This is a genomic window from Pseudomonas hunanensis, from assembly GCF_013393325.1.
Classification (GTDB): domain Bacteria; phylum Pseudomonadota; class Gammaproteobacteria; order Pseudomonadales; family Pseudomonadaceae; genus Aquipseudomonas; species Aquipseudomonas putida_P.
Map to the genome: position 1 here is coordinate 69,474 of NZ_QJRC01000101.1, position 19,542 is coordinate 89,015.

17 protein-coding genes are annotated in these 19,542 nt (G+C 56.4%); all 17 read right to left on the reverse strand.

The window, feature by feature from the left end; translation table 11 throughout:
• Complete coding sequence (gene rfbD / locus DM807_RS25390) at window positions 1–897, reverse strand: dTDP-4-dehydrorhamnose reductase (RefSeq protein WP_179028123.1); 897 nt, start codon at window positions 895–897, stop codon at window positions 1–3.
• Window positions 894–1,964, reverse strand: a complete 1,071-nt coding sequence (gene rfbB / locus DM807_RS25395; protein WP_179028124.1) for a dTDP-glucose 4,6-dehydratase — start codon at window positions 1,962–1,964, stop codon at window positions 894–896. Before rfbB ends, rfbD begins: the two co-directional genes overlap by 4 nt.
• A 102-nt stretch (window positions 1,965–2,066) precedes the next feature.
• Window positions 2,067–4,064, reverse strand: a complete 1,998-nt coding sequence (locus DM807_RS25400; RefSeq protein ID WP_069942131.1) for a polysaccharide biosynthesis protein — start codon at window positions 4,062–4,064, stop codon at window positions 2,067–2,069.
• Between the two features lie 58 nt (window positions 4,065–4,122).
• Window positions 4,123–5,136, reverse strand: coding sequence for an MraY family glycosyltransferase (locus tag DM807_RS25405; RefSeq protein ID WP_069942132.1), 1,014 nt, complete (start codon window positions 5,134–5,136; stop codon window positions 4,123–4,125).
• A complete protein-coding gene (locus DM807_RS25410) occupies window positions 5,133–6,098 on the reverse strand; it encodes a UDP-glucose 4-epimerase family protein (protein ID WP_069942133.1) in 966 nt (321 codons plus the stop codon). The genes DM807_RS25405 and DM807_RS25410 overlap by 4 nt, the downstream gene beginning before the upstream one ends.
• Before the next feature lie 101 nt (window positions 6,099–6,199).
• On the reverse strand, window positions 6,200–6,826 hold the full coding sequence (locus DM807_RS25415; RefSeq protein WP_069942134.1) for an acetyltransferase: 627 nt from the start codon (window positions 6,824–6,826) through the stop codon (window positions 6,200–6,202).
• Window positions 6,823–7,419, reverse strand: coding sequence for a sugar transferase (locus DM807_RS25420; protein ID WP_069942135.1), 597 nt, complete (start codon window positions 7,417–7,419; stop codon window positions 6,823–6,825). Before DM807_RS25420 ends, DM807_RS25415 begins: the two co-directional genes overlap by 4 nt.
• Window positions 7,420–7,442: 23 nt before the next feature.
• Complete coding sequence (gene rfbC / locus DM807_RS25425) at window positions 7,443–7,988, reverse strand: dTDP-4-dehydrorhamnose 3,5-epimerase (protein ID WP_081336898.1); 546 nt, start codon at window positions 7,986–7,988, stop codon at window positions 7,443–7,445.
• Between the two features lie 91 nt (window positions 7,989–8,079).
• The gene (locus DM807_RS25430) at window positions 8,080–9,255 is read right to left on the reverse strand and encodes a DegT/DnrJ/EryC1/StrS family aminotransferase (protein WP_069942246.1); all 1,176 of its coding nucleotides are present in this window, start codon (window positions 9,253–9,255) and stop codon (window positions 8,080–8,082) included.
• Window positions 9,256–9,393: 138 nt separating this feature from the next.
• Window positions 9,394–10,554, reverse strand: a complete 1,161-nt coding sequence (locus tag DM807_RS25435) for a glycosyltransferase family 4 protein (RefSeq protein ID WP_244965091.1) — start codon at window positions 10,552–10,554, stop codon at window positions 9,394–9,396.
• Window positions 10,541–12,493 (reverse strand): asparagine synthase (glutamine-hydrolyzing), encoded by a 1,953-nt coding sequence (gene asnB, locus DM807_RS25440; protein ID WP_069942138.1) that lies wholly within the window; start codon window positions 12,491–12,493, stop codon window positions 10,541–10,543. The genes DM807_RS25435 and asnB overlap by 14 nt, the downstream gene beginning before the upstream one ends.
• 33 nt (window positions 12,494–12,526) lie before the next feature.
• Entirely contained in the window at window positions 12,527–13,636 is a 1,110-nt protein-coding gene (locus DM807_RS25445) for a glycosyltransferase family 4 protein (RefSeq protein ID WP_244965092.1), read from the reverse strand.
• On the reverse strand, window positions 13,633–14,550 hold the full coding sequence (locus DM807_RS25450) for a glycosyltransferase family 2 protein (RefSeq protein WP_069942139.1): 918 nt from the start codon (window positions 14,548–14,550) through the stop codon (window positions 13,633–13,635). Before DM807_RS25450 ends, DM807_RS25445 begins: the two co-directional genes overlap by 4 nt.
• Window positions 14,540–15,772, reverse strand: coding sequence for an O-antigen ligase family protein (locus DM807_RS25455; RefSeq protein WP_179028125.1), 1,233 nt, complete (start codon window positions 15,770–15,772; stop codon window positions 14,540–14,542). The genes DM807_RS25450 and DM807_RS25455 overlap by 11 nt, the downstream gene beginning before the upstream one ends.
• Window positions 15,759–17,045 carry an oligosaccharide flippase family protein gene (locus DM807_RS25460; protein WP_081336899.1) on the reverse strand — a complete coding sequence of 429 codons (1,287 nt, stop codon included), beginning with the start codon at window positions 17,043–17,045 and terminating at the stop codon, window positions 15,759–15,761. Before DM807_RS25460 ends, DM807_RS25455 begins: the two co-directional genes overlap by 14 nt.
• A 98-nt stretch (window positions 17,046–17,143) precedes the next feature.
• Window positions 17,144–18,169: an NAD-dependent epimerase/dehydratase family protein gene (locus DM807_RS25465; protein WP_069942141.1), complete on the reverse strand. Its 1,026-nt coding sequence runs from the start codon at window positions 18,167–18,169 to the stop codon at window positions 17,144–17,146.
• 47 nt (window positions 18,170–18,216) lie between these two features.
• Window positions 18,217–19,494 (reverse strand): Vi polysaccharide biosynthesis UDP-N-acetylglucosamine C-6 dehydrogenase TviB, encoded by a 1,278-nt coding sequence (gene tviB, locus DM807_RS25470; RefSeq protein WP_069942142.1) that lies wholly within the window; start codon window positions 19,492–19,494, stop codon window positions 18,217–18,219.
• Window positions 19,495–19,542 lie beyond the last annotated feature (48 nt).

The following is a 19,542-nucleotide window of genomic DNA, read 5'->3' on the forward strand; positions in this document are numbered from 1 at the left end:
TCATTTCTCGTGTATTTCCGTGAGCATGCGGGCCACTCCCTGGCGCCAGTCTGGCAGGGTCAGGGCAAAAGCCTTCTGCAGTTTGTGGGTATCAAGACGTGAGTTGGACGGCCGCTTGGCAGGCGTCGGGTAGGCGTCGGTGGTCAATGGGTTGACCTGTTCGGCCTGGGCTTTCAACGCTACCCCTTGTGCCGCCGCCTGCTCGAGCACGAAGCGGGCGTAGCCGCACCAGGTGGTTTCGCCGGCGGCTGCCAGGTGGTACAGGCCGGCCAAGGCCGGGTTGCGGCGGGTGGCGGTGATGGCGTGGGCGGTGATGTCGGCGATCAGTTCGGCACCGGTCGGGGCGCCGTGCTGGTCGTCGATCACGCCCAGGCTATCGCGCTCTCCGGCCAGGCGCAGCATGGTCTTGGCAAAGTTGTTGCCGCGGGCGGCATACACCCAGCAGGTGCGGAAAATCAGGTGCTGGCAGCCGGCAGCCTGGATGGCTTGTTCGCCAGCCAGCTTGCTTTCGCCGTAGGTGTTCAGTGGGCCGACACTGTCATCTTCGCGCCAGGCCTGGGTGCCCTGCCCCGGGAACACGTAATCGGTGGAGTAATGCACCAGCAGTGCGCCACAGTCGGCGGCGGCGCGGGCCAGCACGCCAACGGCTTCGGCGTTTACCCTGAAGGCCTGCTCGCGGTCGCTTTCGGCCTTGTCGACGGCGGTATAGGCGGCGGCGTTGACGATGACATCTGGGGCGTAGGCGCGCACGGTTTCGGCCAGGCCTGGCAGGTTGGCCAGGTCGCCGCAGTGCGCCTGGCTGCGGCTGTTCAGCGCCAGCACCTGGCCCAGCGGGGCCAGGCTGCGTTGCAGCTCCCAACCTACCTGGCCGTCCTTGCCCAGTAGCAGAAGTTTCATGCCGAGCGCCCTGCGTAGTTCTTCTCTACCCAGTCGCGGTAGCTGCCGGACTGTACGTTCTGCACCCACTCCTGGTTGTCGAGGTACCAGGCCACGGTCTTGCGAATGCCGGTTTCGAAGGTTTCAGCGGGTTTCCAGCCCAGCTCGCGCTGCAGCTTGCGGGCATCGATGGCGTAGCGGCGGTCATGGCCGGGGCGGTCGGTCACGTAGGTAATCTGTTCGGCGTAGGGCTTGCCGTCGTCGCGTGGGCGCAGTTCGTCCAGCAGTGCGCATACGCGGTTGACGATTTCCAGGTTGGGCTTTTCGTTCCAGCCGCCAACGTTGTACACCTCACCGGTGGTACCGGCTTCCAGTACGCGGCGAATGGCGCTGCAGTGGTCTTTGACGTACAGCCAGTCGCGAATCTGCTGACCGTCGCCATACACCGGCAGTGGCTTGCCGGCCAGGGCGTTGACGATCATCAGCGGAATGAGTTTTTCCGGGAAGTGGTACGGGCCGTAGTTGTTCGAGCAGTTGGTGGTCAGTACCGGCAGGCCGTAGGTGTGGTGATACGAGCGCACCAGGTGGTCGCTGGCGGCCTTGCTGGCGGAATACGGGCTGTTTGGCTGGTACTGGTGGGTCTCGGTGAAGGCCGGTTCGTCGGCGGCCAGCGAGCCGTACACTTCGTCGGTGGATACATGCAGGAAGCGGAACGCCTGGCGTGCCTGGTCATTCAAGCCACCCCAATGGGCGCGGACGGCTTCCAGCAGGCGGAAGGTACCAACGATGTTGGTTTCGATGAAGTCTTCGGGGCCGTGGATAGAGCGGTCGACGTGGGACTCGGCAGCAAAGTTGACGATCGCGCGCGGCTGGTGCTCTTGCAGCAGGCGGGCTACCAGCTCGGAGTCGCCGATGTCGCCGTGCACGAAGATATGGCGCTTGTCACCCTGCAGGCTGCTCAGGGTTTGCAGGTTGCCTGCGTAGGTGAGTTTGTCGAGGTTGACCACAGGCTCATCGCTACCCGCCAGCCAGTCGAGCACGAAGTTCGCGCCAATGAAACCCGCACCACCAGTTACCAGAATAGTCATCGTTCAGTTCTTCCCAATTCCCGCTGTCAAACTTCACTGCGTTTGAAGTTCATATGGGCGTTGCTTTGCAGGCAACACCTGTTCTGTTTGTTTGTGCCGTGCTCAGGGCTCCAGACGCCGACGCTGGTACAGCCAATCGACAATTTCCCCGCCGGGCACATAGCCGCTCACGGTGTCGCGCAACAGCTGGCGCACGGTGGCGAAGTCATCGACCGAAGAGGCGGCCCGCAGCGCCTCCAGGCGCTGCTTCAGCACATCCCAGGGCAGGTAGTCTTCGTTGGCGCTCATGATCATGGGGTGGCGCGTGGCAATCACGTTGTCGCCGATCAGCAACTCTTCGTAAAGCTTCTCACCCGGGCGCAAGCCCGTGAAGTTGATGGCGATATCGCCCAGCGGGTTGCGCTCGGAGCGAATGCTGAAGCCGGACAGGTGAATCATTTTTTCCGCCAGTTCCACAATCTTTACCGGCTCGCCCATGTCCAGCACGAACACATCCCCACCCTGCCCCATGGAGCCAGCCTGAATCACCAGTTGCGCGGCCTCGGGAATGGTCATGAAGTAGCGGGTGATTTTTGGATGGGTCACGGTCAGCGGCCCGCCAGCCTTGATCTGCTTGTGGAAGAGCGGGATGACCGAGCCCGACGAGCCCAGTACGTTGCCGAAACGCACCATCGTGAAGCGGGTTTTGTTCACCTGCGACACGTTGCCGGTATCGCCCATCAACACGGGTGCCAGCTCGCGGCTAAGGGCCTGCAAAACCATTTCGGCCAGGCGCTTGGTGCTGCCCATCACATTGGTGGGGCGCACGGCCTTGTCGGTGGAAATCAACACGAAGTTGGCAACACCGGCCTGCAGCGCGGCCTGGGCGGTGTACAGGGTGCCGAACACGTTGTTCGACAGGCCTTCGGCAATGTTGTGCTCGACAATGGGCACATGCTTGTAGGCGGCGGCGTGGTAGACAGTGTCTACCTGCCAGGCGCGCATCACGTCGAGCATCTTAGACTGGTCACGAACCGAGCCCAGTATCGGGATCAACTGCACGGCCAGGCCTCCTCGCAGGATACGCTGTTCCAGCTCTCCTGCGATGGTGTACAGGTTGAACTCGCTGTGCTCGAACAACAGTAGAATACGCGGCGTTTGCCCCAAGATCTGGCGGCACAGCTCGGCGCCGATCGAGCCCCCAGCACCAGTCACCATCACGGTCTGGTCAATGATGCAGTGCTGCAGCAAGTCACCTTGGGCCGGCACCGCGTCGCGGCCCAGCAGGTCGGCGATGTCCACTTCCTGGATGTCATCCACCTTGACCCGGCCACTGGCCAGGTCCATGAAACCAGGCACACTGCGTACGTGCAGCGGATAGCCTTCGAGCAGATTGAGGATTTCGCGACGGCGGCTGCGGCTAACCGAAGGCAGCGCCAGCAGGATTTCTTCAGCGCCGGTGTCGTCGATCATGCGTTGCAGATGGTCTGGTTGGTACACCTGAAGGCCGGCGATTACTCGATCAGTGATGCTGGCATCGTCGTCAATGAACGCTACCGGGCGCATGGCCTTGCCCATGCGCAGGGCAGCCACTAGTTGGTTACCGGCCGAACCGGCACCGTACACGGCGACTCGTGGCAGGCCGTCGTCGCGGTTGGCGAATGGCACGTGCTGCACGGCCGTAGCAAACCAGTCACCCAAGAAGTACTGGCGCATCGCCAAGCGCAGGCCGCCGACCATGATCAGGCTCAGCCACCAGTAGTTGAAGGTGATCGAGCGCGGCACCACGTTCTGGTGGTTGCCGGCCCAGTAGATGATGAAGCCCAGGATCAGCGCGGAAAGCGTGACGGCCTTGATGATCGCTATCAACGCGTCATTGCCGAAATAGCGCATCACTGCTCGGTAAAGCCCGAACCGAATGAACAACGGGATCGAAATGGCCGGCGCGATGACGAACAACCAAGTGTGGTCCAGGACGGGGTTGGCCAGATCATCGATGCCCAGACGCACAACAAACGCTAGCCAAAGCGCGAACCAGACCAAAATGACATCAGTCGCTACCTGGATCAGCCGTTTCTGGCGTCGAGGCAGTCCGAGCAGTCTTGAGCGCAGCTTATCCATAGAACCTCTGAAAGTTTTCCGAAGTGACATTACTACAACCTTCTTCCTATCACTTTAGCTAGTGTTCGAGTTCACCGGCGCGCCAGCGCACAGCCAGAAACACCAATGGCAGGTAGGCGATGACAACACCCCACACTCCGTCCAAGCCCAGCAACACCACGCACAATGCCACCGGCAGCAACCAGAACAGGTTAAGCGCAGCCGTGGCCAGGGTCACCGGTAGATGCTTGCCGTAGTGGCGGGTAGCAAACTGGTAGGCGTGGCTACGATGTGCCTCGTAAGCTTTTTCGCCACGCAGAAGGCGGCGGATGAGGGTGACGGTGGCGTCCACCACGAAGACCCCCAACAGGATCAGCCAGCACCAGAACAACTGTTGAGAGGTCCAGGCAGCCTGCAGCGACAGGCCCGCCAGTACGATGCCGAGGAAGCCGCTGCCAGCATCGCCCATGAAGATCTTTGCCGTGGGGAAGTTCCAGAACAAAAAACCCAGGGTGGCCGCAGCCAGCAACAAGGGCAATGGCACCAATTGCGGCGCATCGGCCAGGGTCGACAGCAGTACCATGCCCAAGCAAACAGAGACCGCTTCGACGCTGGCAATGCCGTCAATGCCGTCCATGAAGTTATACAGATTGAGCATCCACACGCAGTAAAAAGCCGCCAATATGCAACCAAACCACTGCAGCTCGAGATTGAAGCCGAACACTTGAAGCGGCGCCAGGCCGCCTAGCCAGTAAAGCATCCAGGCTGCAGCAGCGAAGTGGCTGCACAAACGCCAACGGGCAGCAATGTGGTAGTGGTCGTCCATGAAGCCGACCACTGCAACCAGCGTCCCTGCCCCGCCGATAGCAACCAGTACCGACAGCGGGACAGTATCTGCCAGGCCCAGCACCGGCAGGCATGCCAGAAAGCTAAGCACGATGGCCATACCGCCGCCCCGTGGGGTAGCCACCATATGGGAACTGCGTGAGTTGGGAACGTCAATCATGCTGGATGCCAACGCATAGCAACGCATGCCAGCCGTCATCAGTAGCGATAACACTAGTATCGCCGGGAAAAACCACAAAAACATCATTGCTTGTTATAGCCCTGATAGTGCCTGGCAACAGCCTGAAGCGCGTGCTCGATAGCTACCGGTGGACGCCAACCCAGCATGTCACGGGTTTTGTTGATATCGACCTGTAAAGAACCACACAAACGCTGCGACAAGCCGGCTTTACCCAATACAACTGCACCGGCGCTCAGCAAGCTTGCAGGTACCGGCAGCAAACGCGCGGGCTTGCCAAGCGCCTGGCCCATGCGACGCAACAATTGGGTAGTAGACAAATCCTCACCATCACTTACCAGGAAAACCTGGTTCGCCGCTGCCGGGTGATCGACGCAAGTGGCAATCAAATCGACGAGATTGTCCAAGGCCACAAGGCTTCTTCGATTATCAATGGCGCCAAATGGCAAAGGAATGCCGCGATCAAGCCAGCGCATCATGCTGAGAAAGTTCGCTTTTACACCTGGGCCATATACCAATACAGGGCGCACGATCACTACCTCAAGACCTGACTCGCGCGCCAGTGCCTGCAGCGCAGTCTCTGCCTCCAGCTTTGAGAGCCCGTAGGGGTCTTGCGGTTGTGGAAGGTCATCGGCGAAGTACAGCTTTGAGGGAAGTGTGCCTTCGCCATTTACCTTAATCGAACTGATGAACACAAACCGTTTAACCCCGGCAGCAACGGCCTGGCGAGCCAATGCCAGTGTCCCTTCCACATTGACCCGCCGAAAGGCAGCCAATGGGTCGCGCTCAGTATCGCTCATTACATGGACGCGCGCGGCAGCGTGCACAACAACATTGCACTCGCCAAGAAGGCCACCCCAGTCGTTATCGTGCTCGAACGACTCAAACGCAATACTGCGTACGGACGGCGGTAACGACGCACTCCCATTTCGCATAGCGGCAACCACCGGCACCCCGTCAGCCACTAGACGGCGCAGCACCCCTCCCCCTACGAAACCGCTGGCTCCAGTGAGAAAAACCTTGTAATTCATCGTCTTGATCTTCTCAATAAAGGCGGCACCAGCAGTCCTGCTCTTAGCTTATCCATAAACCCTCAGGTGTCTCTCCAAGACAAGATGATGTAGGCGATACTTCATGGCTGAGCAACAGGCCGCGCCGGCACACCGATCACAGTTGCGTTATCAGGTACGTCGCAAACCACGGCAGCACCTGCGCCAACCATCGCCCTGCAGCCAATTCTGAGCATCTGTCTAACCACGGCGCCAATGCCGATCCAGCTGCACTCACCCACTGCAACACCACCCGCCAGACGCGCCCCGGGGCTGATGTGCACATGATCACCAATACAGCAGTCATGATCGACGCTGCATCCCGTATTGATGATGGCGCCTTCGCCCACAATGGCGAACGCATTGACCACTGCACCAGCAAATACCACTGTACCGCTGCCAAGCGATGCATGGCGGCTAACCACTGCGCCCGGGTGCACCAATACAGGCACTGTCGCTCCGTGCTGTTTCAACGCTTGCAGCTTTTGGGCACGCACCACATTGTTACCGATGGCAACCATCACACCTTGGTAGTGATCCAGCCTCTCGTGCAGCTGAGCACTGCTTCCAACTACAGGCCAAGCGCCATTTCGTTGCAGGCCAGGCCAAGCGTCGTCAAAAAATTCGATTTTCTGCCAACCGCACAGCTCAGCCAAGTCAGCCACTACCTTGCCGTGGCCGCTTGCCCCAAGGATTGCCAAAGAAGTCATTTAGGCGAACCGGTGAATTTCGACATGGTAACCTGCCCTTCAGCCGAGATACCGTCACGCACCAAGACCTTTTTGACAGTCAACAGCAGTATTTTGAAATCAAGCACTATAGAGCGATTATCCACGTACCACACATCAAGCCTGAACTTATCTTCCCACGACAGCGCATTGCGGCCATTGATCTGCGCCCAGCCTGTCACTCCAGGGCGAACATCGTGACGGCGATACTGCTCTTGGTTGTACAGCGGCAGATACTCCATCAGCAAGGGTCTTGGCCCCACCAGGCTCATGTCACCCTTGAGCACATTCCACAACTCAGGGAGTTCATCCAAGCTCGAAGCGCGCAAGAAGCTGCCAAACGGCGTCATACGTTTGTCGTCAGGCAAAGGCACCCCGTGCGCATCCACCGCGTCAAGCATGGTCCGAAATTTAATCATTTCGAACGGTTTACCATTCATCCCCGGGCGAACTTGGCGAAACAGCACCGGCGCCCCCAATTTGCGCCGAATGCACAGCGCGAGTACGAGAATTACCGGGCTTAGAAGTACGAGACCGAACAACGATGCGAATATATCGACTGCGCGCTTGACCATAACCGTGTTGCACTCCCGCGCTATTAATCGAAACACTCTGCTGCATGCAAAGGGCTTCCTGATTTGTCTTTTTCCGAAAGCTCAGGCTGGCCGTCAATCGGCCACTCGATGCCGATATCCGGATCATTCCAGGCAAGGCACCGTTCGGATGCTGGAGAATAGTAATCGGTAGTCTTGTACAAGAAATCTGCGCGCTCGGACAGGACCACGAATCCATGAGCAAAGCCCTCTGGTATCCAGAGCTGATGTTTGTTCTGCTCAGTCAGCAAAGCGCCCACCCATCGGCCAAAAGTCGGCGACGAGCGTCGAAGGTCCACGGCGACATCGAAAACTTCACCGAACACTACCCGCACCAGTTTTCCTTGTGGTTGGCTCAGCTGGTAATGCAACCCACGCAGTACATGCCGAGCCGATTTCGAATGGTTGTCCTGGACAAAGCTGACTGCCCTGCCGACCGCTTGTTCGAATACCTTTTGATTGAAACTTTCGAGGAAAAAACCTCGTGCATCGCCAAAAACTTTTGGCTCAAACAGAATCACTTCCGGTATTGCCAGAGATGTAGCCTTCATCCAATCGCCCTATTTATTAAATCTTACTGCCGTACTGCAACTGCGTCGGCTTGCGAGCGCTGACTGCACACGTTGGCTGTCACACGCAGTCTCACACGGTCGCCTGCCCCATGACGTCCCGCAGCACCTCACACGTTCTGCGCATTTCAGAATCGGTGAGCGTTGGGTGCACAAGAAACATCAGGCTGGTTTCGCCAAGTTCTTGGGCGATCGCCAGGCGATGCTCCGGGCGCCAACCTGTGCCGTCGAAGGCTTTCTCCAAGTAGACCTCAGAACACGAACCGGAAAATGCCGGCACACCGCGCTGGGAAATTTCCTGCAAGATTCGGTCACGATCCCAGCCCGGTGCAAGCTTTTGCGGTTCGACAAAAACATAGCATTTGTAAGCAGCGTGCTCGCAATCTGCAGGCACGGCCGGCACCCTCAATCCTGGCAGTTCAGCAGCGCATGCCCAAATCTGGCAAGCGTTGTGCTGGCGGCTTGAATGCCATGCAGGCATGAGCCCCAACTGGATCGCACCGATAACGGCCTGCACTTCCATCATCCGCCAGTTGGTACCAAAACTCTCATGCAACCAGCGAAACCCCGGCGCGTGCTGACGCTCGTACACAGCATCCCAGCTTTTGCCGTGATCCTTGTACGCCCACATGGTTTTCCAAAGCTCGGAGTCATTGGTAGTAACCATTCCACCCTCACCGCCCGTGGACATGATCTTGTCCTGGCAGAAGGACCAAGCGCCTATATGGCCTATGGAACCCACTGAGCGGCCTTTATAACGTGCGCCGTGCGCCTGCGCGCAATCTTCGATCACCTTCAGGTCATGAGATGCGGCAAGCGCCATGATCGGGTCCATGTCACATGGCCAACCAGCCAGATGCACGCAGATCACCGCACGGGTACGAGGGCTCAGCACTTTGCTGATGGTGCCTGCCGTAATATTTTGCGAGTCACGATCCACATCCGCAAAAACAGGGGTCGCTCCGGCATTGACGATGCTGGAGACCGATGCCAGAAAGGTACGTGGGGTCACTACCACCTCATCACCCGGGCCGATACCCAAGGCATTGAGGGCCAAGTCGAGCGCTACAGTGCCATTAGTGACTGCAACAGCGTGCGCGCACTCCGCATATGCTGCAAAGGCTTGCTCGAATTTTCGCCCGATCTCCCCGGTCCAATAGTTGACGCGGTTGGATAACAGGACATCCCGCACCGCATCAGCTTCGAGTGCCGAGAATGAGGGCCAAGGCGAGAAAGGAGTATTCAACACAATATGCACCTGTTTACCGGACAGTAAAATGGCCATCCCACCTGGAGGTGGCTGACCAGCAGAATAAAGAAATACTTGATGCAGGCTTCAGTTCGCACGCAATCGTCCAGCTAGTGAATTGTGCGCAGGAGGCCTTGCTCAGCAGACGTTTATTGAGGCCACGATACCCATTTCAGCAAGCATGACTGCATTCACTGAGTGTACGTCATATCGCTGCGCAGCAATCTCCCTTGAGCGTCGCCCCATGCGCGATGCCAGCTCGGGCTCTACCACGAACCGCGTCATCGCCTCAACTAACTGATCAACGCTTTTCACCGGGACCAATATGCCGTTTTCTTCCGGCACCACCGTTTCGCGACAACCGGGTGCATCCGTGGTTATGATGGGGCGCCCCATGGCCATCGCCTCGAGCACCGTCCGCGGAGTACCTTCGCGATACGAAGGCAAGACGTAGATGCTGCAGTCCTCGATTGCAGGGCGGACGTCGCTCAATCGCCCTAAATACTGTACGGAACCTTCAGCGATCCAGCGATCCAGTTCATGCTGTGAAATGGCATCCGGGTTATCGTCGATCCAACCAACCAGCGCAAAGCTTGCTTGCGGATACAACTGACGCAGTTTCTGCGCAGCAGCGGCGTACTCACGTACACCTTTGTCACCCAACAGCCTGGCGATTAGCAGAAAGCGCGGCGTCTGCGGCAACGGGGCCACCGCGAACGACGCTACGTCCACGCCAGAGCCATTGACCACGCACGATGGCACGTACTCCGGCAGAAGACTCAACGACCGAAACAATGCTTCGTCATCCGGGTTCTGAAAGAACACTTTATGCGTACAGCGCAAAGCTACCGCGTAGAGGGACTGCACTACCCTGCGCACAATACCCCGCTTGCCTTCCTGCTCGGGCTGCTGAAACGCGTAGCCCAGCCCAGTGATCAACGCAAAGCGACGTGGAACCCTCGCAAACCAGCTCGCCATCGCTCCGTAGACCACTGGTTTGACGGTGTAGCCCATCGCATAGGATGGACGAATCTGGCGCATCAATCGCCACAGTTGCATCAGCGAGCGAAGGTCCGCCAAAGGGTTCAAGCCCACACGCTGCAGTCCGATGTCATGAACGATCACGCCTTTCGCCTCTAGCGCTGCTCGCACCTTGCTGTCGGCATCCAGGTCCGGTGCTGCCACATGCACTTGCAGGCCACTGGCCTGCAACGCTTCAAGTAGCGGCCCACGAAAATTCAACAGTGATTCTGGGTGACTCGCAATCAATAGGAACTTCTGCATTTTAATGCTCTGCATACCAAGCCTGGAACATGAGGACATTCCACAGGTGATGCTGCCAGTTACGGCGACCACTCAAGTGCTCGTTCCACATCTGAATAATCGGTTCGGGGTGGAAAATACCTTCTTGCCTCAAGCGAGAGGGATCAAGTTGCGCTGCAGCCCAATCGCGCAAGGGACCTCTCAGCCACGAATCGAGAGGCAGACCGAAGCCTTGTTTGGGCCGCTCAATCAGCTCGCGTGGCACATGCCGGTAAAGTACTTCGCGCAGCACTCGCTTGCCCTGACCTTCATGAATCTTGAACTCAAGTGGCAACGTCCACGCCAGCTCAACCACCCGTGGATCAAGCATCGGAACTCGGCTTTCAAGGCTCACCGCCATAGCGGCTCGATCGACTTTGACCAGGATGTCATCGGTCATGTACGTCTGAGCATCCATTGCCATCATCGTATGTGCAAAATGATCGGTGGCCGGCCACTGCGCGCTGGCACTAAGCAACGTTTCGGGTTCTGTAGCGCCGATGATCAGGTTGGAAGGGTCCTGCCAATGGCTGGTCAAGGTGCGGAAGAACTCGCGCTGATCCGCCAAACCGAGCAATCCCGCCAATTTGTGCGCTTTGTCGCCCGGGGTAGCAATATGTAGACGCGCAGGAATAGCGGGTTTGAGTACCCCGTAAACCTGGTCCCACCGTGCTGGCGACAACGAACGTAAAGCCAGCGAAGCGCCTTTACGAGCAATCGTTGGCAGCCGCGACAACCTGCTCCAGACCTTGTTACCCATCAGGTAGCGATTGTAACCACCAAACAGTTCGTCGCCGCCATCACCGCTCAAGGCTACCCTGACATGGGTACTGGCCAATTGGCTGACTAAAAAAGTCGGAATTTGCGAACTATCGCTGAACGGTTCGCAGTAGATGGAGGCAAGCCGCGGAATCACTGCCTGGGCATCACTTGGCGTTACATACAGTTCGGTATGATCAGTACCTAGATGACGCGCGACTTCCTTGGCATAACCGGCCTCGTTGTAGGCGGCTTCACCAAACCCGATTGTGAATGTACGCACCGGCTGGCGACTCTGCGCCTGCATCAGCGCGACGATCGTGCTGCTGTCTACTCCACCGCTCAGGAACGCCCCCAAAGGCACATCAGACAACATTTGCTCCCCAACCGTCGCTGACAACTGTCGCTCAAGCAGGTCGGTGGCTTCGTCAAACGAACCTTGGAACGGATTACTCAGGCCCTGTTCAACCACCTCGTTGAGCGACCAATACGCGGTGGGCTGGGCATGTCGAGCCGTGGCGGGCAGGCCAAGTGGAAACTTGACGCAGTAACCCGCACGCAGCTTATAGATGCCCTTGTAGATGCTATAGGGCGCGGGAATGCAGTTGTGCCGTAAAAGCAATGTCAACGCATCCCGGTCAATCTCCCTGGTCGCCGCCGGATGGTGTTTCAAGGCTTTCAGCTCGGAACCAAACAGCAGGCTGCTGCCCTGCCATCCGTAATACAACGGTTTTTCGCCAAAGCGGTCACGCGCCAGGCTCAGCGTTTGCTCCAGTCGGTCCCATAGCGCGATCGCAAACATGCCAACCGACTGCTGCAGAGTCTTCTCGAGTCCCCACGCAGCAATACCAGCTAGCAGCGTTTCAGTGTCAGAGTGACCTCGCCATGCAGGCGCACATCCCTGCGCTTCAAGCTTGGAACGTAGATCCAGGTGGTTATAGATTTCGCCGTTATACACCATGATGAAACGGGAGCAGGCGGATGCCATGGGCTGGTGGCCGGCTGGCGACAAATCGAGAATTGCCAGACGCCGATGCCCAAGAGCAAGGCCGACCGACTCGTCCATCCAGTGGCCGGCATCATCAGGCCCCCGATGGGTAATTTCAGTTGTCATTCGCCCAATGAGCGCCGATGCATCCAGCAATCCAGGGCTAAAAAATCCAGCAATTCCACACATTGACGCGCACCTTGTGAATTCAGCGTTGCAAGCTCATGAGACAGTCAGGCTTTTCAAGAGTTTTTCGAGAACCGGCGCCTGCGCCTGTAGCGAATACCTGGACTCGACTGCATGCCTGCCAGCCAAGCCTAGACGGGTACGCTCTTCCCGATCAGATAGCAACCTGGACAACGCGGCCAGCCACTCTGCTGACTCACTGGCAAGCAAACCACATTGATTGTCGGCTACGATCTCGACATTGACCCCAACCGGCGAAGCGACTACGGGCACACCTGAAGCCATGTACTGGATAAGCTTGTATCCACATTTGCCTTTTTCCCACGGGCCATCAATCAGCGGCATGATGCCGATGTCCATCAGCTCAATCAGACTAGCCTCACTATCCTCAGTCCATGGAAACGTTTCAACTTCTATACCGGGCAACTGAGCGACTATATTCGGCGTTGCCCCGACCAACATGAGCTTGGCACTGTATCGAGTACAGGCCTCCAGCAATGCCGCGTGAATGCTGACGACGTACTTCTGGGTAGAAGGCGAGCCGATCCACCCGATCACCAGTTGCTGCCCCTCATCTCGGCTGATTACTCTATAGCGATGATGGTCGACCACAGTCGGAATGATCGCAACGCACTTGGCTCCAGCGCGCCTTGCTCGATCCGCCAAATACTCATTGCCGGCTACGACGATCCTAGAGGCACGCATGACCTGGTCGATCTTACTACCCAGCAATCGACGCACCCAGGAGTTCGCAGAGAGGTCATAGTTATGAAACACGGCGTCGTCGTAATCGACTATATAGCGACTGCCCGCGGCACTTAGCCAGCGCTCGAACACCGCAGGAACGAACGGGAACAGTTCCTTTTCAATCCACACCGCATCGTATCTGCGTGCACGAAGTAACACGGCCATGCGCTTCAGATAATAACGCAACAGTTTCAAGGGCGAGCGCTTGGATGAGGCATAAAGATCGTTTAAGTAATCCTCGCCAAAGAAAGCGCTAACCTCCAATTCAAGCCCGCTGCTTTGCAGCGCAGGGAAGTACTGCAGGATCCTCAAGCGGCTGCTAGCGCCCATTCGCGTATATTTGCTGAGGATAAGAATTTTTTTCATGGCTTTGCCCGAATAATTATTCAAGCCATTCATCGCGTCTTACCCGTAGTGAACCAATCACCCAGCCAGGCGAGTAATAGACGATAGGCCTGAAGCGTCTCACCTACTCCCCTGCGCTTAAGCATCGCAAGGCCGATTCGCAAAAATGGTTCAGGCACAATTGTCGCCAATAGCACCAAGGTGCCGGACGCCCGCCCGAGGTGCTTGAACGCATAGAGAATCCGGCTTCTCAATGAGTAAAAAAGCCTGCGAGCCTTGACCTGATCCGATGTACCTCCACCTTTGTGGAAAGCCTTTACCTTGGTCAGAAACTCGATGCTATATCCTTCATCCTTGACCCGCTTCGACAAATCCAAGTCTTCAAGGTAAACAAAGAAGCGCTCATCAAAGCCGGCGAGCCTGTCAAAAAGTTCGCGGCGAATAAGGTAAAACGCGCCGATCACATGATCTACGGAACGATCAGTATCATGCGCCCACTCAGCCATGAAAAAACCCAGACGCGGCACAAAACGGTCCAGGCCCAGTGCATGTGCGAGAAAACTGCGTGTTGTCGGCAAACGGGTACAGCTGCGCGCGATGTGCCCGCTCTCTTCTTCCAGCTGCACCCCGCACACGCCGACAGACGCGTTGCGTGGGTCACGCATGAAAGACAACACGTAATCCAGAGTGCTTGGATACACCGCCGCGTCAGGGTTGAGGAACAGAACAAAAGGAGAGCGTCCTTGGGCCGCACCCAAATTGCAAGCCCGTGCAAAACCAAGATTAGCGCCTGTCCGCAAAACACTGATCCCATCCTGCTCCAAACCTAAATCAGAGCCATCGGTGGAGCCATTGTCGACGACGATCACCTGCAGCTGGGCCTTGGCAATGCTAGCCTGCAGCGAGTTGATACAGTCACGAATCTGCATGCCCGAGTTCCAGTTAACAATAACTACATCAATATCCATGTGCAAAGTCCCTGTTGAAGCGTTCTATCAATCGATAATTCAACAAAGCAACAGGCACGAACAAAACCCACATATAATCGAATTTAGCCAAATAGGGGTTGGTTGCCGTAGCCAACAAAAACGAAATCAGCCCGCAAAGATAATAGAACTCGAAGCTTTCACGCCCTTTGCGACGGACCTCCCGAGCCAGGAAAGCCATGAGGAAGAGCACCCCCGCTGCATAGATTGAAAAACCCAAAAGTCCATATTGAAAAATAAGCGATATATAAAAAAGCTCGTACGCCCACGGCATTTCTTCGGAGCGGATATAGCTGGCTACAGCGCCAGCCCCTGCCCCCCAGAACGGGTGAGCAAGAATCCCGTCCATTAATGATGCAAACTGAGTCGCGCGCTCCGAATTGCTTGCGTCACCACCAAAATCAAAAATTGACGAAACCCGCTCATAGATGTAGTCGGGCCAAAGTGAGTATACAAACACTGCAAGCGCTATGGTTCCTCCGGCGAACAGGCTGACTTTTAGTACCGCCAGCCCGCGCCCTTCGGGAGCACCCCAGGTTATACAATATGCAATGATTGGCCCTAGTACTGCCGTGACCAAAATGACACGTCGCCCGGAAAGCAGGACAACCAGCACCAGTCCGACAAATGTAACCAGCCCTACAAGGCTGAAGCGCTGGCAAATGACCCTGCACAGCATGAACGACAGCAGAAAAATAACACTGGAAACATTGGGCAGGGTGAACTTCAAATAGCCGACGCCATAATCGACGACAGCCTCATCAGCGTATAGAGCCCGCAACCCCGCCCCTAACGGGTTGCCGGGCAAGGCGATTTCACTTGCAACGAACCCCAAGTCGATAAGCCCGATCAACAACCCCGCAACAACCATCAAGCGATCCAGCCCATTACTGTCTCCCTGATAGAGCATCGCGAGAATCGTGAACAGTGCGGGGTATATCACCATCACAGTGAGCACACGTAGCGCGCCAGGGTTGCCTAGGTAAGTGCCGTAAACGGACCAGCCAAGCCCGATGAACGAGAACACCAATGCAACCCAAAACAAACGTGAGTCAACCTTTCCTACCACCCCACCGCCCAGCAGCAGGCAGCCAAGTGGTAGCAATAGCGCCACTGTCTTGAATGCAGTGAAGCTCGTAGGAAATACCAAGGACAGAAGCAGAATCAGGCCAGCCACTCGCTGGGCGAAGTCATTCAACTGCATTGACCAGATTCCTATTGCCTCTCGCACGCGACACGGCCCAACCCAGTAGCAGCGTGTCCAGCAGCATGCGTAGCAACCAGGCTATCGCAGCACCAACCACACCCAGATCCTGGATGAACCAGTACAGAGCACCCACGAACAACGGCAATTCAATCAAGTGGAAAATGGCTGTGATTCTGGAATGCCCCTGAGCGTGCAAAAAAGCATAAAACATGGCGCCAAGGCCGTTCAGGAATACGCCCGCACACAGAATACGCCCCACTGCCACCGACTCGGCTGTCACGTATTCGCCTACCCAGAGGTTGAGGACGACCGGCATCAGCAGCGCCATGGCACTCATGGTTACCAGCATCATCAGAGCCACCCGGATCGTCCAAGTACGGAACAACGCACACGCTTTATCCATGCCCTGCTGCATCAAGGCTGCAATCGCAGGAAACGCGACAGTGGTAACAGCTCCAACCAAAATCATCGCTTGCACGGTAATTTCGTAGGGGATCACGTAGGCCGTCACCGCAGCGGCAGATAAAAGGACGCCGACAAAAAAACGGTCTGCTTGCACCAGAAACGGGCTAACTACACTGCTGACCGTAACCCATCCGCCGAATTGCAACAGTCGGATAGCCTGCTCTTTTGCATATCGACCGGGCTGCTGCCCCTGTAGGCATCCTTTTGCGCTGTACCGGTAAATCAGCAGCGCAACCGCACGCGAAACTACCAAGGTCGACACCAACCACGGCAGTTCATGAGTGAACTGAGCTACAAGGTACGGCCCACCAAAGTTTGCTACCCCCAAACCTATTCGCAACAGGCTGATACCCTTGAAATTGAGGTACGCCTCATTCACGCCCCGGTACGTTGCGCTCACCGCCTGCATAGGCAGCGCAAAGGCCAGAAGCAGCAGGGACAACGTGATTTCTGTACCGGGAATACTCTGCCGTGGAATGAACTGCTGCACCCCCGCGGCCGAGCCCAGCGCGATTGCCACCAACCCTACGACGCCGACCACCGAAGTCAAGGTAACTGCCGTTGCGACAACATCTGCAATCACGGCGGCCTGCGGGCCGTCTCGCAGGGATGCGATCCGTTGGGTCAACGCACGACCTATTCCTAGGTCGAGTGCACCGGCGTACCCGATCAAACCCCAAGCGAGCGCAAGAAGACCAAAACGCTCAGTACCTACTATTGCAATCAAACCCGGAACTGTAAGTGCAGCGATAATGAGCGGCAGCCCCAGGCCAAGCAGATTCCAAACGATATTTTTGTAATGCACCGAATCCTCTCACACTGATGGCAGACCAAGCTGGGGCTGCCGCGCAGCACCAGCGGGCTCAAGCCAATGTAATCTCAAGCAGTCGCACAAGTTGTCTTTCAGGCCAGGAACTGAATGTACCAAGGCATAGCCTTGGAAATACCGCGGGTGACATCATAAGCGGGCGCGTAACCCAACAGCGACTGCGCCTTGGAAATGTCCGCTTGTGAATGCCTGACATCGCCGGGGCGAAATTCTCGATACACCGGGCCCTTGCTGTAGACAACACCGTTCTCCTGCAGGCCTTTACGCAATGCCTCGAACAACTGGTTCAGAGTGGTGCGACCACTGACCGCTACGTTGTAAATCTGGTTAACCGCCGCCGGGTCGGAACTGGTCGCAGCCAACAGATTCATCTGCACAACGTTTTCAATGAAGCAGAAATCACGACTGGTTTCGCCATCGCCATTGATAAACAGTTCATCACCACCAACCATGGAAGCGAGCCATTTGGGAATGACCGCCGCGTAGGCGCCTTGCGGATCCTGGCGACGACCGAACACATTGAAATAGCGCAAGCCGACGCTGTTGAACCCATAGGATTTGAAGAACACGTCAGCATACAGCTCGTTCACATACTTTGTTACCGCATACGGCGATAATGGCTTGCCGATTACGTCTTCAACTTTCGGCAAGGCGGGATGATCGCCATAAGTCGAACTGCTTGCCGCATAGGTGAAACTCTTTACCGCCGAATCACGTGCCGCAACCAGCATGTTCAGGAAGCCATCAATGTTAGTGGCATTCGTAGTGATAGGGTCGTTAAGCGAACGCGGCACCGATCCCAATGCCGCCTGATGCAAAACATAGTCCACATCGCGACAGGCCGTATGACAATCGCCCAGGTTGCGGATGTCACCCTCCAAGAAGCTGAAACGGCTCCACTGCTGAGCGCTGACGTTAGACTTTACCTCGTCCAGGTTACGCTGATGCCCCGTGGCGAAGTTATCCAACCCCACCACCGTCTGGTCGAGCAAAAGTAAGTGCTCGAGAAGGTTGGAGCCGATAAAACCTGCCACCCCGGTGATCAGCCATTTCTTAGGGGCTTGGGGAAGCGATTTTTGAAGAACTTCGTATGCCGTCATTTTTCATCCCAGCCTGCAATAATTGACAATTCTGACACCCCTACCAACTAAAGGCGTATATCGGAACTGGCAGCATCCAATAGATACTTCAAGTCGTAGAGAACGTGGTCAGGCTTGCCGTAAGCACGAATGGCTGTTTCGCCAAGCGCTTTGAACTCTTGATGAGCAACAGCTATTACGATGCCGTCATAAGTACCAGCGGCAGGTGTAGCTACCGGCGTTATGCCATACTCATGTTGTGATTCGGTGACATCAACCCAAGGATCAAACACATCGACAGCAATGCCGTACTCGCTCAATTCAGCAATCACGTCGACAATGCGTGTATTCCGCAGGTCGGGGCAATTTTCCTTGAACGTCAAGCCCATAACCAGCACACGTGCACCTTCGACTTGTAGACGGCGCTTGAGCATTGCCTTTACCAATTGCGAAGCGACGTAACGGCCCATGGAGTCATTCAAACGCCGGCCAGCGAGGATAATCTCTGGGTGATAACCAATGGCCTGCGCTTTGTGCGTGAGATAATACGGGTCCACACCGATACAGTGCCCACCAACAAGCCCAGGACGGAACGGCAAAAAGTTCCACTTGGTACCTGCCGCCTCAAGAACCGCTTCAGTATCGATACCCATTCGATTGAAAATAATTGCCAACTCGTTGATCAATGCGATATTCAAATCACGCTGAGTATTTTCAATAACCTTTGCAGCCTCAGCAATTTTTATGCTCGCTGCCTTGTGCGTGCCCGCCGTGATAATTTCTCGATAAAGCGAATCAACCACTTCAGCGACAACATCGTTGGAGCCCGAAGTGACTTTTTTTATCGTCGTGACACGATGCTGCTTATCTCCTGGATTGATACGTTCTGGGCTGTAGCCTGCGAAGAAGCCCTGATTAAAGGTGAGCCCGGAAACACGCTCAAGCACTGGAACGCAGACTTCTTCGGTCGCTCCCGGATAAACCGTTGATTCATAAATCACGATATCGCCGGCCTTTAGCACTCCACCGATGGTTTCCGAGGCTTTGACCAGCGGTGTCAGGTCAGGCTGCTTATATTTGTCGATGGGCGTTGGGACGGTAACAACGAACACATTGCACGCGCGCAGATCTTCAGTGTCTGCGGTGTAGCTCAACAGATGGGCACTCGCCAAATCTTCGGCACAGACCTCTTGAGTCGCATCGTGACCCGCTTTTAATGCATCGATACGCGCTTGATTGATGTCGAACCCAACCACGTCACGATGTTTGCCAAACTCGACTGCCAGTGGCAGCCCCACATACCCTAAACCAATAACTGCCAGTTTAATATTCATAAGGAATTTCATCTGTAGAGTTAAGCCCGGTTAATACGAGCGGGTGGGCCCGCCGCGCCG

What these genes read in the sequence shown, in the direction of transcription:
- DM807_RS25455 (WP_179028125.1), bottom strand. Translation starts at nt 15,772, where the DNA reads ATGCAGTTGAATGACTTCGCCCAGCGAGTGGCTGGCCTGATTCTGCTT.
- asnB (WP_069942138.1), bottom strand. Translation starts at nt 12,493, where the DNA reads ATGTGTGGAATTGCTGGATTTTTTAGCCCTGGATTGCTGGATGCATCG.
- DM807_RS25465 (WP_069942141.1), bottom strand. Translation starts at nt 18,169, where the DNA reads ATGACGGCATACGAAGTTCTTCAAAAATCGCTTCCCCAAGCCCCTAAG.
- rfbB (WP_179028124.1), bottom strand. Translation starts at nt 1,964, where the DNA reads ATGACTATTCTGGTAACTGGTGGTGCGGGTTTCATTGGCGCGAACTTC.
- DM807_RS25445 (WP_244965092.1), bottom strand. Translation starts at nt 13,636, where the DNA reads ATGAATGGCTTGAATAATTATTCGGGCAAAGCCATGAAAAAAATTCTT.
- rfbD (WP_179028123.1), bottom strand. Translation starts at nt 897, where the DNA reads ATGAAACTTCTGCTACTGGGCAAGGACGGCCAGGTAGGTTGGGAGCTG.
- DM807_RS25410 (WP_069942133.1), bottom strand. Translation starts at nt 6,098, where the DNA reads ATGAATTACAAGGTTTTTCTCACTGGAGCCAGCGGTTTCGTAGGGGGA.
- DM807_RS25435 (WP_244965091.1), bottom strand. Translation starts at nt 10,554, where the DNA reads ATGCAGAGCATTAAAATGCAGAAGTTCCTATTGATTGCGAGTCACCCA.
- DM807_RS25405 (WP_069942132.1), bottom strand. Translation starts at nt 5,136, where the DNA reads ATGATGTTTTTGTGGTTTTTCCCGGCGATACTAGTGTTATCGCTACTG.
- tviB (WP_069942142.1), bottom strand. Translation starts at nt 19,494, where the DNA reads ATGAAATTCCTTATGAATATTAAACTGGCAGTTATTGGTTTAGGGTAT.
- DM807_RS25415 (WP_069942134.1), bottom strand. Translation starts at nt 6,826, where the DNA reads ATGACTTCTTTGGCAATCCTTGGGGCAAGCGGCCACGGCAAGGTAGTG.
- DM807_RS25450 (WP_069942139.1), bottom strand. Translation starts at nt 14,550, where the DNA reads ATGGATATTGATGTAGTTATTGTTAACTGGAACTCGGGCATGCAGATT.
- rfbC (WP_081336898.1), bottom strand. Translation starts at nt 7,988, where the DNA reads ATGAAGGCTACATCTCTGGCAATACCGGAAGTGATTCTGTTTGAGCCA.
- DM807_RS25400 (WP_069942131.1), bottom strand. Translation starts at nt 4,064, where the DNA reads ATGGATAAGCTGCGCTCAAGACTGCTCGGACTGCCTCGACGCCAGAAA.
- DM807_RS25420 (WP_069942135.1), bottom strand. Translation starts at nt 7,419, where the DNA reads ATGGTCAAGCGCGCAGTCGATATATTCGCATCGTTGTTCGGTCTCGTA.